Here is a 15,873-nt window from a genome sequence, read left to right on the forward strand (position 1 = left end):
ATGGGCTTTTTTTTATCTTATTTGGTGTATATAGAAATAGGAAGTAGATGTATCTCCTTGGATATCTATAGAGCCCAAGGCAATGTCTCCTACAATTGAAAAAGTTATTTCATCTCCTGGAGCTAATTGAAGTAACGTCCCTATTGTTCTTACAGGTGGGGTTACGTTTGTGGATAATAACGTAATGTTGGCAAAACTATTTTCCTGTACCACCATTCCATTTTTATTTATTTGCACGCCAATACTGGATGCGGCACTTATGGTTGATGAAAGTGCAACTTGTGCTTTTACCTCATAGATCCCTGCTTCGGTAGCTACAAATTTATACTCTGAAGTATTAAATTCATTATTGATATCAAACTCCATTTCATCGAAAGGAATAACGGCGGAACCGCTTAAAAGCGAAAGGTTGAGTAGTCCGGAGGTGCTAAATGACCCTTTAATTGCAGAAGGTAGCCCTTTGGCAATTACATCTTTAGCAGTCATGCTGGTTATTACCCCGTTATCGCTTGCAAGGATATAATCTTTGCTAGATTGTAGATTACTGCTAGGGGGTACTTCTCTGATTCTTACGGTTCCATCAACATCAAGTGTTTCGGTAGGTGCTGTAGTTCCAATTCCAATTTGGGAAAATGCATTAATACTTACTAATAGTAGAACATAACTTACTTTTTTCATTTTAAAAAAATTTATACTGGGGAGTATAGCTTTAACAAATATAATGCATTTAATCGATTAAAAAAGCATTTCAACGAACATTGTTAGTGTTTAAACGAAAGCAGTAAGAATTTTCTTTATAAAATACATAGGTAAAATTGTACTATCTATTGTTTTATAATCTTAAGATATATTCGATAATAGTGTTTTTTTTATGGCTTTGCGCCAAAAAGAATCATATTTGCATAATGATGAAGTTTTTAAATAAACATTGGAAAACTATATTGCTGTTATTAATCGTGGTATTACTCTTTATACCACAAACGGGAACCCCCATAAAAGTGTTTTTCAACAGGATACTTGCTTTTAGCCCTTCTGAAATTGCTTCTGAAGAGCAAGAGTCCCTCTCAAATTATTATTGGGAACTAAATGATTTGAATAATGGGACCATAAATTTTTCTACTGCTGAAGGAAACGTAACACTTGTAAACGTTTGGGCCACCTGGTGCCCACCCTGCATCGCCGAAATGCCCTCGATGCAAAAACTCTACGATTCCTATAAAAATAAAATGGCTTTCTATTTTGTCTCTCTTGAAGATACCAAAACGCTGAGGCAATTTGCTGAAAAGAAAAACTACACCTTCCCCATATACACCACACAGCAAAAGTTTCCGAAAGAAATACAGACCAATAGCTTTCCAACTACTTACCTACTCTCCAAAAGCGGAAAGATAGTGATGGTACAAAAAGGTGCTGCAGATTGGAACAGCGAAACAGTGCACAACACCATCGATGCATTGTTGGCAGAGTAGCCTATTGCCTGGATTTTTCATTATTTTCACAAAGGCCTATAATCGCTACTATTCGCTTATCCCGGGTAGTTTGTCTCTTGGCACTGTGCAACCAACTTAGATATGCTTTTCGATAACTTGGGCTGAAGTTTTTATAATTCTCGAATGCTTTTGGATTTTTGTTAAACTGTTCTTGAAGATCTGTGGGGACAACCAAATTTTCAACATCGTCCATAGCACTCCACGTACCTGTTTTTTTTGCTAAGGCAATTGTCTTATAGCCGCTCTCGTGTATGAGACCTTCTTGTTCAAGTTGTTTAACGTAGCTTTTGTTCAGTTTGCTCCAAGTACTTTTGGGGTTCCGTGGGCAAAAGTACTGTCGTCGCCTTCCATTGCCTAAAGATTTTACAGTGCTGTCTATCCAGCCATAACAAATAGCCACTTTTACTGCTTCTTCCCATCGCATAGTGGGGATATTGGTCTCTAGCTTATAAAAAATTAAATAGACACCTTGGGGATACTGGTCATAGTGTTTTTGTAACCATTCACGCCACTCAGCATCTCTTTCAAAATAAAGCTCTGGTTTCTCTTCCACATTTAATCTATCTGTTGAAAATCCACATAAAAATCACGTTTTACCTTTGCATTTTCTATTTTAAACTCATAAGAAAGGGTCTTCCATCCATTCTCTGGGAAAATCCATTTTTCTTTATCATTGAGAACGATAATTATTGGCATATCAAAACCTTCCACGATGTTGGTATATCGAAAGCTAAGATTTTTCCCGTCTATTTTGTACTCCACTTTCGGTATATTGGTAGTACGCAGGTACTGTTCCCAAAATTCGGTGAGATCAATTCCAGAAAGTTCGCTTATATAAGTTTCCACCTGTTTACTGCTCACGGTTTGGTGGTAAAATTCTTTGTTGAGGCCACGCAGGATATCGCGCCACTTTTCGTCGTCCTCAATTAATTGCCGTAGCGTGTGCAAGATGTTGGCGCCCTTATAGTACATATCGCTACTGCCTTCTTGATGCACGTTATAGGTGCCAATGAGCGGACGGTCGTTCCGGATGCTTCTGCGGGTGCCGATAGTATATTGGGCGGCGGCCTCTTTTCCAAAGTGGTAGTCTAGATACAGCCCTTCGCTATAGGCCGTAAATCCTTCGTGTATCCACATATCGGCTACATCTATGTGCGTAATGTTGTTCGCAAACCATTCGTGTCCTGCTTCATGTATGATAATAAAATCGAATTTCAATCCCCAGCCCGTTCCGCTCAGGTCACGACCCAAGTAACCGTTTTTATATCTGTTCCCGTAGGTAACACTGCTCTGGTGCTCCATACCTAAATAGGGAACTTCCACCAGTTTAAAACTATCCTCATAAAAAGGGTAGGGACCAAACCAATGCTCGAAAGCCTTCATCATTTTTGGCGCTTGTTCAAATTGTTCTTTGGCCTTTTCAAGATTGTCGCGAAGTACCCAATAATCCATATCCAAATATCCCTTGAGCCCCTCGTATTTTTCCTTGAAATTTACATAATCGCCAATATTGATGTTGATGCCGTAATTGTTAATGGGATTGGACACTTTCCACTCGTAAGAGGTAGTTTCGGCATCCTCGATAATTTTTGTCAATCGGCCGTTGGCAACACTGGTAAGACTTTTGGGAGCGGTAATTCTTATACGTGCGCCGTTATCGGGTTCATCATAGGCGTGGTCTTTATTGGGCCACCAAATACTCGAACCTATGCCTTGGTTGCTCGTTGCAATAAAATGGTTATCGTTGTTATCTCTTTTCCAAGACCATCCACCGTCCCAAGGTGCATTTTTAGCTTCTTGCGGCTTTCCCGAAAAGTAGAGCTCTAGTTGTTGCTGGCTCCCTTTTTTCTGTTTTTGCTTAAGGCTAATAAAATGTGCGGCACCTTCTGAAGTGAACGACAATGCAACACCATCCTGTACAATACTGTCCAGCTGCATCGGGGCCTGCAAGTCTATTTGCATGACGTCTTCTTTCCGAAGGACCTTGTAGGTAATTATATTGGTTCCTTTTATAAATTTTTCTTCTGGAAAAACTTCTACATCCAGATCGTAATACAATACATCCCACCAAGCCCTTTCTGGAGTTATACTACCCCGAAGGGTATCTGCACGTGTAAATTCCTGTGCTTGAAGCATCGTAAAACTGAAAAGAAAAGCGACTAAAAGAAAATGTTTCATGTATATAAAAATTGTATTGAAAGATACCTACATTTTGGTAATTGCCAAAGTTGTACCATTTTTTAGTGATGTGAGGTTTTATATTGAAATATTTGAAATTTTTTCAGTAATGCCACCTTGTAAATTGCCGTTTTGTTTCCGTACTTTGTAACAATGAAGGACACCCCGAAACATCAAGGATTGCGTAAAAAGTTGGTGCAGACCCTCGAAAGAAAAGGAATTGCAAACCCAGAGGTATTAAAGGCAATAGGTTACATTCCCAGACATTTATTTATGGATTCGGGGTTTTTGGACCATGCCTATGTGGACAAGGCATTTCCCATCGCTGCAGACCAGACTATTTCACAACCTTACACCGTAGCAAGACAAACAGAATTATTAGACCTTAAAAGAGGCGATACTGTACTGGAAATAGGGACAGGGAGCGGCTACCAGACCGCCGTATTGTTGGAAATGGGGATGCAGGTGTACTCCATAGAGCGGCAACACGAACTCTTTAAGATAACGAAACGTTTTCTACCAAAGTTGGGGTACCGTGCCAAAAAACTTGTCTTTGGTGATGGATATAAAGGGCTCCCGGAAACAGCACCGTACGATGGAATAATTGTAACCGCAGGAGCTCCCTACGTACCCAAGCCCTTGTTGGCCCAGTTAAAAGTAGGAGGGAAGTTGGTGATACCCGTTGGGGAACACTCACAAATCATGACCGTATTTAACAGAGCATCTCCAACTAATTTCGAAAAAGAGGAATTTGGGGAGTTTAGGTTTGTACCATTATTGGAGGATAAGAATTGAAGTACACTCCTTGAGGAGTGGTAGGGGAAGTTTTCAGAAAAGTAGATCTATTTTTTTAATTAAACATTCTGAAAATTAGGATACGGTTCTTAATCGATTAAATTCAAAAACTTCAATCCAAAGATAAAGGCTCCATCGCTGCCTCCGTTGTAATACGATTTCACATAATCCAACCGAAGGAAACGAAATTTTCCCCAGCCCAAGTTGTCAATCCCAATGGAGTATTCCTGGTAGGGTTTGCTGCCCTCAACACTCAGCAAATGGGCGCCTGCTACTAAATTGAAATTTAGTTGGTTAATGCCTGGTATCTTCCCAAGGATCCACCCACGGAAGTCGTGCTCAAAATGTCCCTCAAAATAGCTTTTATTGGTACTAAGATCGTAATAGGGCAACAAGTTGAATACATTGGTGTAGCTACCCGAAGTCCCCACACGTGTCTGGTTTCCATTAAAGTGTTGGTAATCTACAAAACTTATGTCCACTCCGTTAAAAAACGTTCCTCCTTTTAAATTATAGAAAAACTCACCTTTATTGCCCGCGTTCACCTGTTGATACAGACGTGCGCTCAACTGGCTAAAATCGTAACCGTCTATGGAACTGCCCAGACCATTTTCAAAAGTGATGGAGAGCGAAGGATATTTTTCGCTACCTAGATTGAACTTCCCGTCAGGAAACGAAATGTACTTTTGCCCAAAGGTTATAGCTGCCGTAATCGTACTTTTGAATATACTGTGTTCCTGTACACCGGGGATCTCAAAACCCAAAGGACTTGTAGGATTGTTGGAAGTATAATCAACATCGTCATTGGGGATGGTCACATAATCTGTATTGTTGAACAATGGTTTTCGTTCCTGATAGCTAAAATTTGTGAACAACCGTAGCCCATTAAAAAGTTCCTGGCTATAACTACCGCCCACATACGTGAGATCGTACACCTTCATATAGTTACGTTCAAAAAACAGGGTTGAAAAAGTATTTATCAAAGGACTAATGGGCTCGCTGGAATTGAACTGTTGCACACGACTACCACCAAACACGCCCAACCGCAGCCGGTTGAACCAATTAAAATTTTTGGTAACGCTTCCCGTAAACCGAACCCTATCCTCTGCTATACCGTATGTGGCATCCACATTTGCCCTGAACCAATTGGTGCGGCTATCGTCCTCCCAACTATAATAGGAGAACCCTGCGCCTTCGTTCCATCCCTGCACGGTGTTAAAATTGATATTGGGAAAAGGTCCCTCGTAGCTAACCTCCCACTGGTCGTAACTATTTTTATAGGTATAACCGGTGATGGGAGACAACACCTTAAATTTGTTGCTTACCCTGTCTATGGAGTCTAAATACGTTTCAGATTTCCGGAGGATTTGTATGCTGTCTTTTTTAATGTAGTCTGTTAACTCTTCATTGGTAAGCGGGACAGGGCGTGTGCCTTTCCAGAAGAGACTATCCTTTTTATTGGCTTCGGGCTCAAAGGAAAGCACTTCGTTAGTGAAAGATTTTTTACTGAAATTTGGCTCAAAATCATAATTACTGTACACGGCAATAAACCTTCCGTCTCCCTTAAAGCCAATAAAACTAAACCCAAAATCGATGGTCTGGGAGAGTTTAACCCAAAAATCCTTTTCGGGATCGTATTTAAAATTCTGCTTAAAAAACAATTTTGTTACCATGGGTACTTGTATGGCTTCCCCAGTGGTGCTCAACTCTACACCGTACAGTTGCCAATCGTCTTCAACGATATAAATATATCCTTCCCAAACCCGATCTTTAGGACGCTTGGGCGTTACCTTTATTTTGTTGATGAGTTTGGAGCCTTCATAAAAAACACCATCCAGTTTGTATCTATAATAGGAAAGCGCACTGGCAGCGATGGGTGATACCACCGAGGCGTTTAGATCGGTTGTATTTTCATAGAACGAAAAATTAGCTTCTTGCGCACTGTTAAAACTGAAACCGTTGTCGTTTCCGCTCACCTTGCTGGCAATTATCTTTTCCTTGAAATCGTCCGGTTGTTGGTAGGCAATTTCGCTTATAGTTTCTGAAAGATATATAATGCCCGTCCGGGTGCTGTCCAATTGCCCGTCAAAATCGCCTACTTCCTGCCCTAGGATTTTTTCGGGCAGATCTTCCACACGCCAGAGGCCGCGGGAGTAGAAATCGGCTTTGTATTCTGAAATTTTATCGAGGTTTATCTTACGCCTTGCAATGGTCTCGCGAATGATTCGGTAAGCGGGATCCTCTGAGGCATCTACCACTACTTCATCAAGGCTTACAGATTCTTCGGCCAAACTAACGGAAAGGATATACGGAAAAGAATTTATGGTAACCTGTTTGGTAACCGTTTTAAAACCCAGGAATTGATAGATAATTGTGTATGCTCCGGGTTGTGAGACATTGAGCTCATAATTGCCATCGTCATTGGAGGTGGTACCCACGTAGCTACTTTCTAGGTATATGTTTACAAAAGCGAGGGGCTCTCCTTGGGTATCGGTCACTTTGCCGACTATTTGGGCTTGGGAGACACAGCTTATGAATAGCACTACAACAACAATGAATTTTTTCATGAACAGTTTTTGCTTTTGTGACTGCCTAATTATTAAACGCCTTCTTAATCCTACTCAAGTTTCGTTTGCTGTCGCGATCCTTAATGGCTTCACGCTTATCGTACTGTTTTTTACCTTTTGCGAGGGCAATCTTTAGTTTTGCGAGGCCACGATCGTTAGTGTACAACAATAGCGGGATAATGGTAAGCCCCGTATTGCGCACTTCCTTGTGTAGCTTTTTAAGCTCGTGTTTGTTCAGCAATAATTTTCGCTCACTCTTGGGATTGTGGTTAAAGTGGGTGGCATGCGAGTATTCCTGCACGGTCATATTTACCACGAACAGTTCTCCATGGTCGTTGAACTCGCAAAAGCTTTCGGCAATACTGGCTTTTCCCTCTCGGATGGCCTTTATCTCTGTACCCGCAAGCACGATTCCGGCCGTGTAGGTATCCAGCAGCTCGTATTCAAACTTTGCTTTTTTGTTCTTTATCTTAATGTTTTTCTGAAGACTCATAAGTAAACAAAGGTAGTAGAAATTTTATTGAAAAATTAGGTGGAGCATCACGCTTTATGTGTCACCCTGAGCTTGTCGAAGGGCAATAGCAATCAATAATACTTCGACGGGCTCAGCATGACAGTTCTTTTACAATTGGTTATTTCTCTGGCATGGCGATCCTATCCAACCGTACGGGGCTGTAGTCCTTTTTCAATTCGCCATTCACAACCACTTCTTCAAAAAAACAGCGTACTCCTACAGCGGTCATCAAGTTGGGACCGTCCTGTATGTGCAGGTGGAGGTGCGCTTCGCTGGAATTGCCTGAGTTTCCCACATTACCCAAATACTGCCCCTTTTTTACCGTGTCGCCAACTTTTACAGCTATGGTGCCTTTTTCCAAATGGGCATAGACTATGTATTCGTCATTATCGGTTTTAAGTATGACGCTGTTGCCCAGAACTTGTGCAGCATTCATGATGCCTGGGCGGTTATCTTCCACACCTGTAATTACCTCATGCACCTTGGCATCGCAAACGGCATATAACGGTTGGCCAAAAGCGTAATAGTCTTCATTGCGGGTACCACTGCGCTGGTAGGATCTATTGTTCTTTCCCAGTTTCAGAAAATCGAATGCACCTTGCTGCACCTTGGTGCTCACGTGATAGTTCTGTGCTTTCTCCGTACCACCCCAAAACGTCAACCATTCACCATCAAAGGGAAGGCGCAGTTTTGTGATGTTTCGCTCAAATTTTGGAGGTCTATTTGTTTCAACTGGTTTGAATAACAGACCAGCAATTTCATTAGCGTCGTTCACATAAATCCCGATATTTTGTTGTCCGTTCTCAAAAGTTCCTAAAAAAGAGTCGCGGCCTCCGTCGCTTTCCACAAATGTGAAACTGGTAAAATTTCCAAAGTTTTTCTGAAACGTACCCAACAACTGCCGTATAGCCATAGGGCTCACTTTTTGTTTGAACGACTCACTCAACATGGCATGTATGGTGTCGTATTGTTTGGCATTGTAATTATCTTGAACTTTTGTGAGTGCCAGGACGTTTTTTTCAGATTGGGAAAGAAATGGAGTGGCTATTAAACCCAACGCCAATAAAAATATATACTTTTTCATCTCGAACTATTTTTGAAAGGATTGCCTATTATACGTGACCAATTGGCTACTTTTGTTACAAAGATAACGTATGAGACCCTTTTTCATTTTATTGCTTTTATTGATCTTCTTAAGTTGCCAAGAAGAAGACAAGCTCACTGCCAATGCCATTGTGGATAAAACAATAGAGAATGCTTGTAACGGCAATTGCGAGCAAGCCGAAATTGAATTTATCTTCAGAAAAGTAAAGTACAAAAGTACTAGGCAGGACGGCAGTTACATTTTGGAACGAAATTTTATCGATTCCATTGGCGCCGTTAGAGATGTGCTAACAAACAAAGGCTTTAAAAGATTTGTAAACGATTCCGTACAGAAACTAGCCGATACTACCGCCCAAAAATATGCTGAATATGTAAACTCTGTCCATTACTTTGCACAATTACCATTTGGGTTAAATGCTCCTGCTGCCCGAAAAGAACGGGTTGGGGAAGCCAAGATAAATGGGGCCGAATATTATGAAATACAAATCACCTTTAATGAAGAAGGTGGCGGTACCGATTTTGAAGACGAATTTGTGTATTGGATCCACAAGGAGGATTTTACGGTAGATTATCTCGCTTATAGCTATCAAGTAAATGGGGGTGGCATTCGGTTTCGTGAGGCATACAATCCACGGGTAGTTAAGGGGATTCGCTTTGTGAATTACAATAACTACAAGCCAAAAGGTAAGGACATTCCTTTAACCGAATTGGATACTTATTTTCAAAAGGACGAACTGGAATTGCTATCCAAAATAGAAAACGAAAATGTTTCGGTAACACTTCTGGACACCGAATAATTTTCCACCGTGATATTTCTCAATCCCCAACGCAACTACTATCTTTGTTTGTATCTCTAAAAAGGACAATCCCTTATTTATTTGGGATTTATGAATTTGTTAATTTGGAATTTTAAAGATTTATGCCCGGATTTGAAGTTTTTGGCGCCGAAGAGCGCAAGCAAGTAAACGATGTACTGGAAACTGGAGTGTTGATGCGCTACGGTTTTGACGGAATGCGTAACAACCACTGGAAAGCAAAGGAGTTTGAAATTGCGTTTGCAAGGCGAATGCAAAGTGAGCACTGCCAGTTGGTTTCTAGCGGGACTTCTGCCTTAACAGTATCCTTGGCAGCAGCTGGAATTGGTGCTGGCGACGAAGTGATTATGCCTACCTTTACATTTGTAGCAAGTTTTGAAAGCATCATGATGCTGGGAGCCGTTCCCGTACTTGTGGATATAGATGACACACTTACCCTGGATCCTGCAGCCGTCGAGGCGGCCATCACACCAAAAACGAAATGTGTCATGCCTGTACATATGTGCGGTTCTATGGCCGATCTGGCTGCGTTGAAGGCTATTTGCGACAAACACGATTTACTGTTATTAGAAGATGCCTGCCAAGCTATAGGCGGTTCCTACGACGGAAAACCACTGGGGAGCTACGGCGATTTGGGTTGTTTTTCGTTCGATTATGTAAAAACGATTACTTGTGGTGAAGGTGGCGGAATAATCACCAACAACGAGCAATACAAACTACACGCAGACCATTACCAAGATCACGGCCACGACCATGTAGGGAACGACCGTGGTGCCGAAACCCATCCGTTCTTGGGCTATAATTTCAGAATTTCTGAACTGAACGCTGCCGTTGGATTGGCACAGTTGGATAAATTGGACGGAATCCTAAAAACCCAAAAGCATAACTACACCATTATGCGTGAGGCTCTTTCAGGTATTGAAGGTGTTACTTTTAGGCGAGTTCCCGAAGGCGGTGTAGAGAATTACAGCTTTGTAAACTTCTTTTTACCCACGCAAGAGTTGGCCGAGAAAGCCCATAAAGCATTGGGCAAAAACGGCGTGGACGCCTGTTTCTATTGGTTCAAGAACAATTGGCACTATATAAACGGTTGGGAACACCTCAAAGATTTGAAAAGCCTAGGAAATCTTTCTTCAGACATAAAAAACCAGATACAGGATTTGAATACTACCGATTTCAGTAAAAGTGATGCCTGGATGGGGCGTACCGTTTCTTCTCTGGTTAAAATAGGATGGACCGAAGCACAGGTAAAAGACCGTGCCGAAGCGATGAAGAAGGCTATTGAGAGTGTACTGTAATTGATTGCTATTTGTTTAAATAAATATTCGGCTTTAGATTTATTTAGTTGGTATTAATATAGTTACATTGGTGCCAGCGGGTTTGTCGTCTTTGTAAATATCTGTAAATTTTAGGCTGTAGTTTCCTTCATAATCATTGCTAAAATGTATTAAGCGCTCTTCAGAAAGTTTAATACCGAAGGAAGTTCTTTTGTGTAGTTTCTTCTCCTTTAGCTTTCTGGCCTTTACCCTTCCAATACCATTGTCTATAATTTCTATTCGTAACTGTAAATCGTTTTCTTTTGAAATATGGATGCTTAGTTTTTTGTCATCTTCTTTTAGGGAGAGTCCATGCCATATAGCATTTTCAATAAACGGTTGGGTTATTAATGACGGTATTTTTATGGTATTTAGATTTAAGGATGTGTCTACATTCAGTTTAAGGTCTATGGCATTGTTAAAACGTATGTTTTCAATTTTTACATAGAGTTTCATTGTTTCCAATTCTTCCAATAGTGAAATTTCCCGAGAGGCTGTTGAGGCCAGAATTTTCCGGATTAATTTTGAAAATTTATTAAGGTAAAAAACCGCATTTTCTTTTTCGCTGTCTATAATGTACCTTTTAATGGAATTAAGGGAATTAAATATAAAATGAGGGTTCATTTGGCTTCGCAGGGAGGATAACTTTAATTCGGCCAATTCTTTTTCGTACTTGGTTTTCAGGTTTTTGATTTTTGCTTCTTCTGCCTTTTTGCTCAGTGTTTCTAGATCTGTTTCAAGCTGCAGTTGAATTTCATTACGCAATTCTTCATTTTGCTTTAACTGAACTATAAGTTCTTTGTCCGCTCTGTTCTTTTCTTGCAAAATAACGCGCTGTTTATGGCCAAGCCCCAACGAGAAAAGCATGTTCTCGAGTACGACACCTATATAGAATATAAAAACAAACAACATGCTCTCGTTGCTAGAGAAGAAATGAAATCTGGATTCTATTAGTGCCAATATGGAAAAAAATAAAAAAGTAGCAGAACCTATAACAATGTAGTATTTCAAAAATCCTTCTGCTTTTAGTAAAGGAATGTAACAAACCAAAGCAAATAGCGTAAGTACAAAAGACATAAAATAGTAGGTGGCATCATACACCTGCTCGCTATTTCCAAATTGTGCAGTTATCTCTATGCCAATATTTAAACTGAATAGAACAATGACACCCCAAAATACAAAACGGCTCCATTTTTTTGAATACGACTTCAGGTTTACAAAGGAGAAAGCAAAAATAAAGTAGACGGTGTTGTATGCCCATTCAATATTAATGCTGAAATAACTTATGAAATTCACGTAAGGCGTGAATAAAGAATAGTCGTGCAAAAAAGTGTTTTCGGGAATTACACTGTTCCTCAAAAATAGTAGAAAGGTATAACAGCTATAATACAGGTAGCTTTTGTCTTTATGTTGAAAAAAGAGCAAAAAATGATAAATGGATAAAACCAATAATCCACCAATGATAAAGGTGCCTATCCCGTTTTGTTGGTGATGCTCTAATATATGTAGTACAGTATCTATTACGGTAGTTTTTATATAGGATTGCCTAAAAACGCTAATAAAGAAGCTTTTTTAGATCGGGAAACCGGTATGTTTGTTCCATCTTTTAATAGTAAGTACGGACCATCTGTTTTTACAAATTCTTTAATATAGTGGACGTTTACCAAATACGAATTGTGTACCCTAAAAAAAGACTGATTTACAACACTTTCCAGTTCTTTGAGCTTTTTTGATACCATTTCCTTTTTGGCTTCCTTGAAATAAATTTCGGAGTAGTTGCCATTTGCTTTACAATATATAATGTCTTCCATGGCAACATAAATAGTCTTTCCAATGAGTGACAAGGCCAGTCTTCCCGGTTGTTTACTTGGGGCATAAGATGCTATCAAGGACTTAATCTCATCGCCAAGAGCATTACGGTTTTTATTATCACGAATACGTTGTACGGTCACTATTAAATCTTCAGAATCTATAGGTTTCAATAAATAGTCGATGGCGTGTTCTTTAAATGCCTGGATGGCGTGATTTTCATAAGCCGTGGTAATAATCAAATCGAAATTTCTAAAGTTTAGGTTGTTCAATAACTGGAACCCATCCATTTCCGGCATCTCAATATCCAGGAATACACAATCCGGTTGCAAGTAGTTTATAGCTGAAATGGCATCTACAGGATTTGTAAATGTATCGCAAACCGTAATGTCATTACAAAAATTCTCAATCTCCCATTTTAAATTCTTAATGGCATTTATCTCATCATCAACTATTATGGCCTTAATCATCTTGTGTCTATTTCATTACCAAATATAAGTAGTTAATCCATAGCATGTGTTCAAATAACCTAGATGGTAGCATCTGCCAAATACATGGTATGAAATTACGTATGAATTGCAAAAAGAGCTTCATCCTCAAGAATATTCCATGCATACTACAATATAAACAACTTGTAAATCTCTTTCGGTTGGCTATATATCCAGCACTCTTAATACAGTATTGGGGTGTTATATTTCGATGCCGAAAAAAGGAATGAAATTGAAATTACTAAATGATGGGCTTCCCTGAAATAATTGGAGATCCAATTGGTATACAGGGTACAGGTATCGTGGTACTAACCAATAGGGATGCTCAAAACATCCGTTGTGACATTGCTAACACCATATGAGGGAATATGGATGGTAATTCAACTATTTCAATACGTATACAATGAAAATAAAAAACAATAGTACCAAAAGACCTGATACCATTGGTCTTGTAGCCTTGTTACATAGTTGCAATAAAATGTTACATATCTAATATCGATGATTGTAACCGTAACGTAATTTTAAACTGTTCATAAAAAAAAACGAATCATACGTAACTAAAAAGATGAATATGAAATTTTTAAAAACCTTATGTACTATACTATTTATTAGTAGTGTTTCAGTAAATGCCAACGCACAATTCTTTAAAAAACTAAAGAAAAAAGCCGAAAACGCTGTAGAGCGTACCGTCCTCAACAAAACAGACAGGGAAGTTTCCAAAGAAACCGACAAGACCATAGACGGTGTTATTAAAGGGGATAAGAAAAAAGAAAAGGAGGAGCCTACGGACGAAGAAAAAGAGGCAGCTGAAAAAAACGCCATGAATATTTTTGGAGGAAGTCTGGAAGGAATACCAGATTCGTACGAGTTTCAATACATCATGGACATGAAATTGACCACGCATAAAGATAAAATGGACATGAGATATTTCATACAACCCGATGCCTCGTATTTCGGCAATGCCATTGTAGATAAAAGAGCCAATAGCATTATTGTATACGATATGGAAAACCAAGCCATGATCACGTTTATGGACAATGGAAGCCAAAAAATGGCTATGAAAACCCGTATGCCCTTTGATGAGGCAGCCCAAAAAGAAATGGCCAAAAATGACACCAATCAAGAAGACGTAAATATTACGCCTTTACCCAGTAAAACAATATTGGGATACCACTGTAAGGGATACCAAATTGAACAGGAAGACGGAGTGAGTAAATTTTACATCACCAATGAGGCTCCCGTAAGTTTTGTGGGCGTTTTTTCCAGTATCCAGCAAATGCCCAAATCGGGTTATAATGCTACCGTTCCTTTTGATGAAAACTCTATGGTCATGGAAATGGAATTCATTTCCAATAATAGAAAGCGTGATAATGTACATATAATCTGTACCAATCTGGCAGAAAAGAAATTCGCTATCAATAAAGCAGATTATTAATAGAGGGGGGCATTATCCATTAAATCTTGAATGATGAAAACAATAGTTCTAATAGCCGCTTTTGTATGGTTTGCAGTGCCCCATATACTTTATTCCCAAATAGGAGGAAGCGTATTTGAAGTAACCAGAAAAGCACAGAAGAAAGCGAAGGGCGAAGCCGATGACGAAGCAGAAGAAGCCCAAGAGGCGGAGGATATGAAGAATTTTGAAGAAGGATTGGAAAACTTTTCAAAAGAGCTGGGAGATTTGGGAGAGAGACCGGTGGAGGTAAACTGTATGGCACTTCTGTCTTTTCACGCGCATAGTTTAACCAAGCAACAAGAATTAATTGAGTCGCCAGTAGCCTCTTGCCACAAAAGCAAAGAATTGCTCGAAGCGCAAGCATTGATGTTATTATCTGCGGGTACTCAAATTTATTGTCCAGAGGAATTATATGCTGATAAATTATACTATGGACGAATGATTTTAACAATATATTTCTCTGTTTTTATTGAGAAAGATGACCATTATGAACTTATTAAAAAAGCCTTCAAAAGATTAAAGGAGGCGTCTTTAAAATTTGGAAACCCCCATTCTGAAATTTTAAGGTTTTACGATTATATCCAAAAAGAAATACTTAGAAGAAAAGAGAACGGAGAAAATTTAGAGGATTTCGACGCTATCTTAAAAGATGCGATGGGGGTTGAAGAAACAGCTTAAGATTGGGAGGTTCAAAAAGAATATGTCTATTTGGAATTGATTAACTATATCACATATTTTCATTCGCCCGGATTTATAATAAAACGATCGGACCAAATAAGTTCTCTTCGCGAGAGCTTGCCCTGCAAATAATTTTAAAATTCAAATACTATATGATGACACCATTTTTAAAAACAATTTATTAATTACTTAAATCTATTTGATATGAAAACTAAATTCTTATTTATCCTATTATTGCTTATCTCGATTGGTTTTACGAGTTGTGAGGAAGAAGATGCGAAAGAGAGTTGTGAAGATCTTGGATGTCAGTGGTACCAGCCACTTGATGAGGATGAATTTATCTGTAGTTGTTAATTGAAACGTTAACTTTTAAACAGTGAAGAGCTAGCGCTATTGTATTTATGTAACATGAGTACGTATATGATAAAGCATTAGGTGCAAGGCAAGACACTTGGCCTATGCTTTATCCATATAACACTATTAGAGATGTGGCTTGTACTTTTTATGTAGATATTAATATTGATGCTACAGGTGACTTTGATTTACAACGGTACTATAGGTATAAAGGAACATATTAGTCGCTTCAAGACATAAGTAGTCTAATAAAGAATAGTAACCCCATATGGCAACCAAAAGTGATGGAAATAGACCAAAAACACAAAG

Annotated in this window: 14 protein-coding genes; 6 read left to right on the plus strand and 8 right to left on the minus strand. The window is 39.2% G+C overall.

Features of this window, described 5'->3' with window-relative positions:
- Nucleotides 1-12 precede the first annotated feature (12 nt).
- The gene (locus C8D94_RS06730; protein WP_115123171.1) at nucleotides 13-678 is read right to left on the minus strand and encodes a C1q-like domain-containing protein; all 666 of its coding nucleotides are present in this window, start codon (nucleotides 676-678) and stop codon (nucleotides 13-15) included.
- Nucleotides 679-905: 227 nt separating this feature from the next.
- Between C8D94_RS06730 and C8D94_RS06735 the strand changes: the two genes are divergently transcribed.
- Nucleotides 906-1,469, plus strand: a complete 564-nt coding sequence (locus C8D94_RS06735; RefSeq protein WP_245946219.1) for a TlpA family protein disulfide reductase — start codon at nucleotides 906-908, stop codon at nucleotides 1,467-1,469.
- Between the two features lies 1 nt (nucleotide 1,470).
- On the opposite strand, the gene C8D94_RS06740 is transcribed toward C8D94_RS06735, so the two are convergent.
- Nucleotides 1,471-2,043 (minus strand): YdeI/OmpD-associated family protein, encoded by a 573-nt coding sequence (locus tag C8D94_RS06740; protein ID WP_115123173.1) that lies wholly within the window; start codon nucleotides 2,041-2,043, stop codon nucleotides 1,471-1,473.
- Between the two features lie 2 nt (nucleotides 2,044-2,045).
- Nucleotides 2,046-3,668 carry a M1 family metallopeptidase gene (locus C8D94_RS06745; protein WP_115123174.1) on the minus strand — a complete coding sequence of 541 codons (1,623 nt, stop codon included), beginning with the start codon at nucleotides 3,666-3,668 and terminating at the stop codon, nucleotides 2,046-2,048.
- Between the two features lie 153 nt (nucleotides 3,669-3,821).
- On the opposite strand from C8D94_RS06745, the gene C8D94_RS06750 reads away from it, so the two are divergent.
- Nucleotides 3,822-4,463 carry a protein-L-isoaspartate(D-aspartate) O-methyltransferase gene (locus C8D94_RS06750; protein WP_115123175.1) on the plus strand — a complete coding sequence of 214 codons (642 nt, stop codon included), beginning with the start codon at nucleotides 3,822-3,824 and terminating at the stop codon, nucleotides 4,461-4,463.
- 89 nt (nucleotides 4,464-4,552) lie between these two features.
- On the opposite strand, the gene C8D94_RS06755 is transcribed toward C8D94_RS06750, so the two are convergent.
- The 3 genes from C8D94_RS06755 to C8D94_RS06765 form a co-directional block, all read right to left on the minus strand.
- Nucleotides 4,553-7,030 carry a DUF5686 and carboxypeptidase regulatory-like domain-containing protein gene (locus C8D94_RS06755; protein ID WP_115123176.1) on the minus strand — a complete coding sequence of 826 codons (2,478 nt, stop codon included), beginning with the start codon at nucleotides 7,028-7,030 and terminating at the stop codon, nucleotides 4,553-4,555.
- Between the two features lie 25 nt (nucleotides 7,031-7,055).
- Complete coding sequence (smpB, locus tag C8D94_RS06760) at nucleotides 7,056-7,523, minus strand: SsrA-binding protein SmpB (RefSeq protein ID WP_115123177.1); 468 nt, start codon at nucleotides 7,521-7,523, stop codon at nucleotides 7,056-7,058.
- Between the two features lie 139 nt (nucleotides 7,524-7,662).
- Nucleotides 7,663-8,628 carry a peptidoglycan DD-metalloendopeptidase family protein gene (locus C8D94_RS06765; RefSeq protein WP_115123178.1) on the minus strand — a complete coding sequence of 322 codons (966 nt, stop codon included), beginning with the start codon at nucleotides 8,626-8,628 and terminating at the stop codon, nucleotides 7,663-7,665.
- Nucleotides 8,629-8,698: 70 nt separating this feature from the next.
- On the opposite strand from C8D94_RS06765, the gene C8D94_RS06770 reads away from it, so the two are divergent.
- Both C8D94_RS06770 and C8D94_RS06775 read left to right on the plus strand, forming a co-directional pair.
- Nucleotides 8,699-9,445: a DUF6503 family protein gene (locus C8D94_RS06770; RefSeq protein ID WP_115123179.1), complete on the plus strand. Its 747-nt coding sequence runs from the start codon at nucleotides 8,699-8,701 to the stop codon at nucleotides 9,443-9,445.
- A 122-nt stretch (nucleotides 9,446-9,567) separates the two neighbouring features.
- On the plus strand, nucleotides 9,568-10,761 hold the full coding sequence (locus C8D94_RS06775; protein ID WP_115123180.1) for a DegT/DnrJ/EryC1/StrS family aminotransferase: 1,194 nt from the start codon (nucleotides 9,568-9,570) through the stop codon (nucleotides 10,759-10,761).
- 39 nt (nucleotides 10,762-10,800) lie between these two features.
- On the opposite strand, the gene C8D94_RS06780 is transcribed toward C8D94_RS06775, so the two are convergent.
- Nucleotides 10,801-12,339: a histidine kinase gene (locus C8D94_RS06780; RefSeq protein ID WP_317047714.1), complete on the minus strand. Its 1,539-nt coding sequence runs from the start codon at nucleotides 12,337-12,339 to the stop codon at nucleotides 10,801-10,803.
- Nucleotides 12,312-13,058, minus strand: coding sequence for a LytR/AlgR family response regulator transcription factor (locus C8D94_RS06785; protein ID WP_115123182.1), 747 nt, complete (start codon nucleotides 13,056-13,058; stop codon nucleotides 12,312-12,314). The genes C8D94_RS06780 and C8D94_RS06785 overlap by 28 nt, the downstream gene beginning before the upstream one ends.
- Before the next feature lie 589 nt (nucleotides 13,059-13,647).
- Here C8D94_RS06785 and C8D94_RS06790 point away from each other — a divergent pair.
- The gene (locus tag C8D94_RS06790) at nucleotides 13,648-14,511 is read left to right on the plus strand and encodes a DUF4412 domain-containing protein (RefSeq protein ID WP_170134733.1); all 864 of its coding nucleotides are present in this window, start codon (nucleotides 13,648-13,650) and stop codon (nucleotides 14,509-14,511) included.
- 33 nt (nucleotides 14,512-14,544) lie between these two features.
- Nucleotides 14,545-15,210 carry a hypothetical protein gene (locus C8D94_RS06795; protein ID WP_115123184.1) on the plus strand — a complete coding sequence of 222 codons (666 nt, stop codon included), beginning with the start codon at nucleotides 14,545-14,547 and terminating at the stop codon, nucleotides 15,208-15,210.
- The last annotated feature ends 663 nt before the right edge of the window (nucleotides 15,211-15,873 follow it).

Origin of the sequence: Marinirhabdus gelatinilytica (genome assembly GCF_003353425.1) — a bacterium.
Lineage (GTDB): Bacteria > Bacteroidota > Bacteroidia > Flavobacteriales > Flavobacteriaceae > Marinirhabdus > Marinirhabdus gelatinilytica.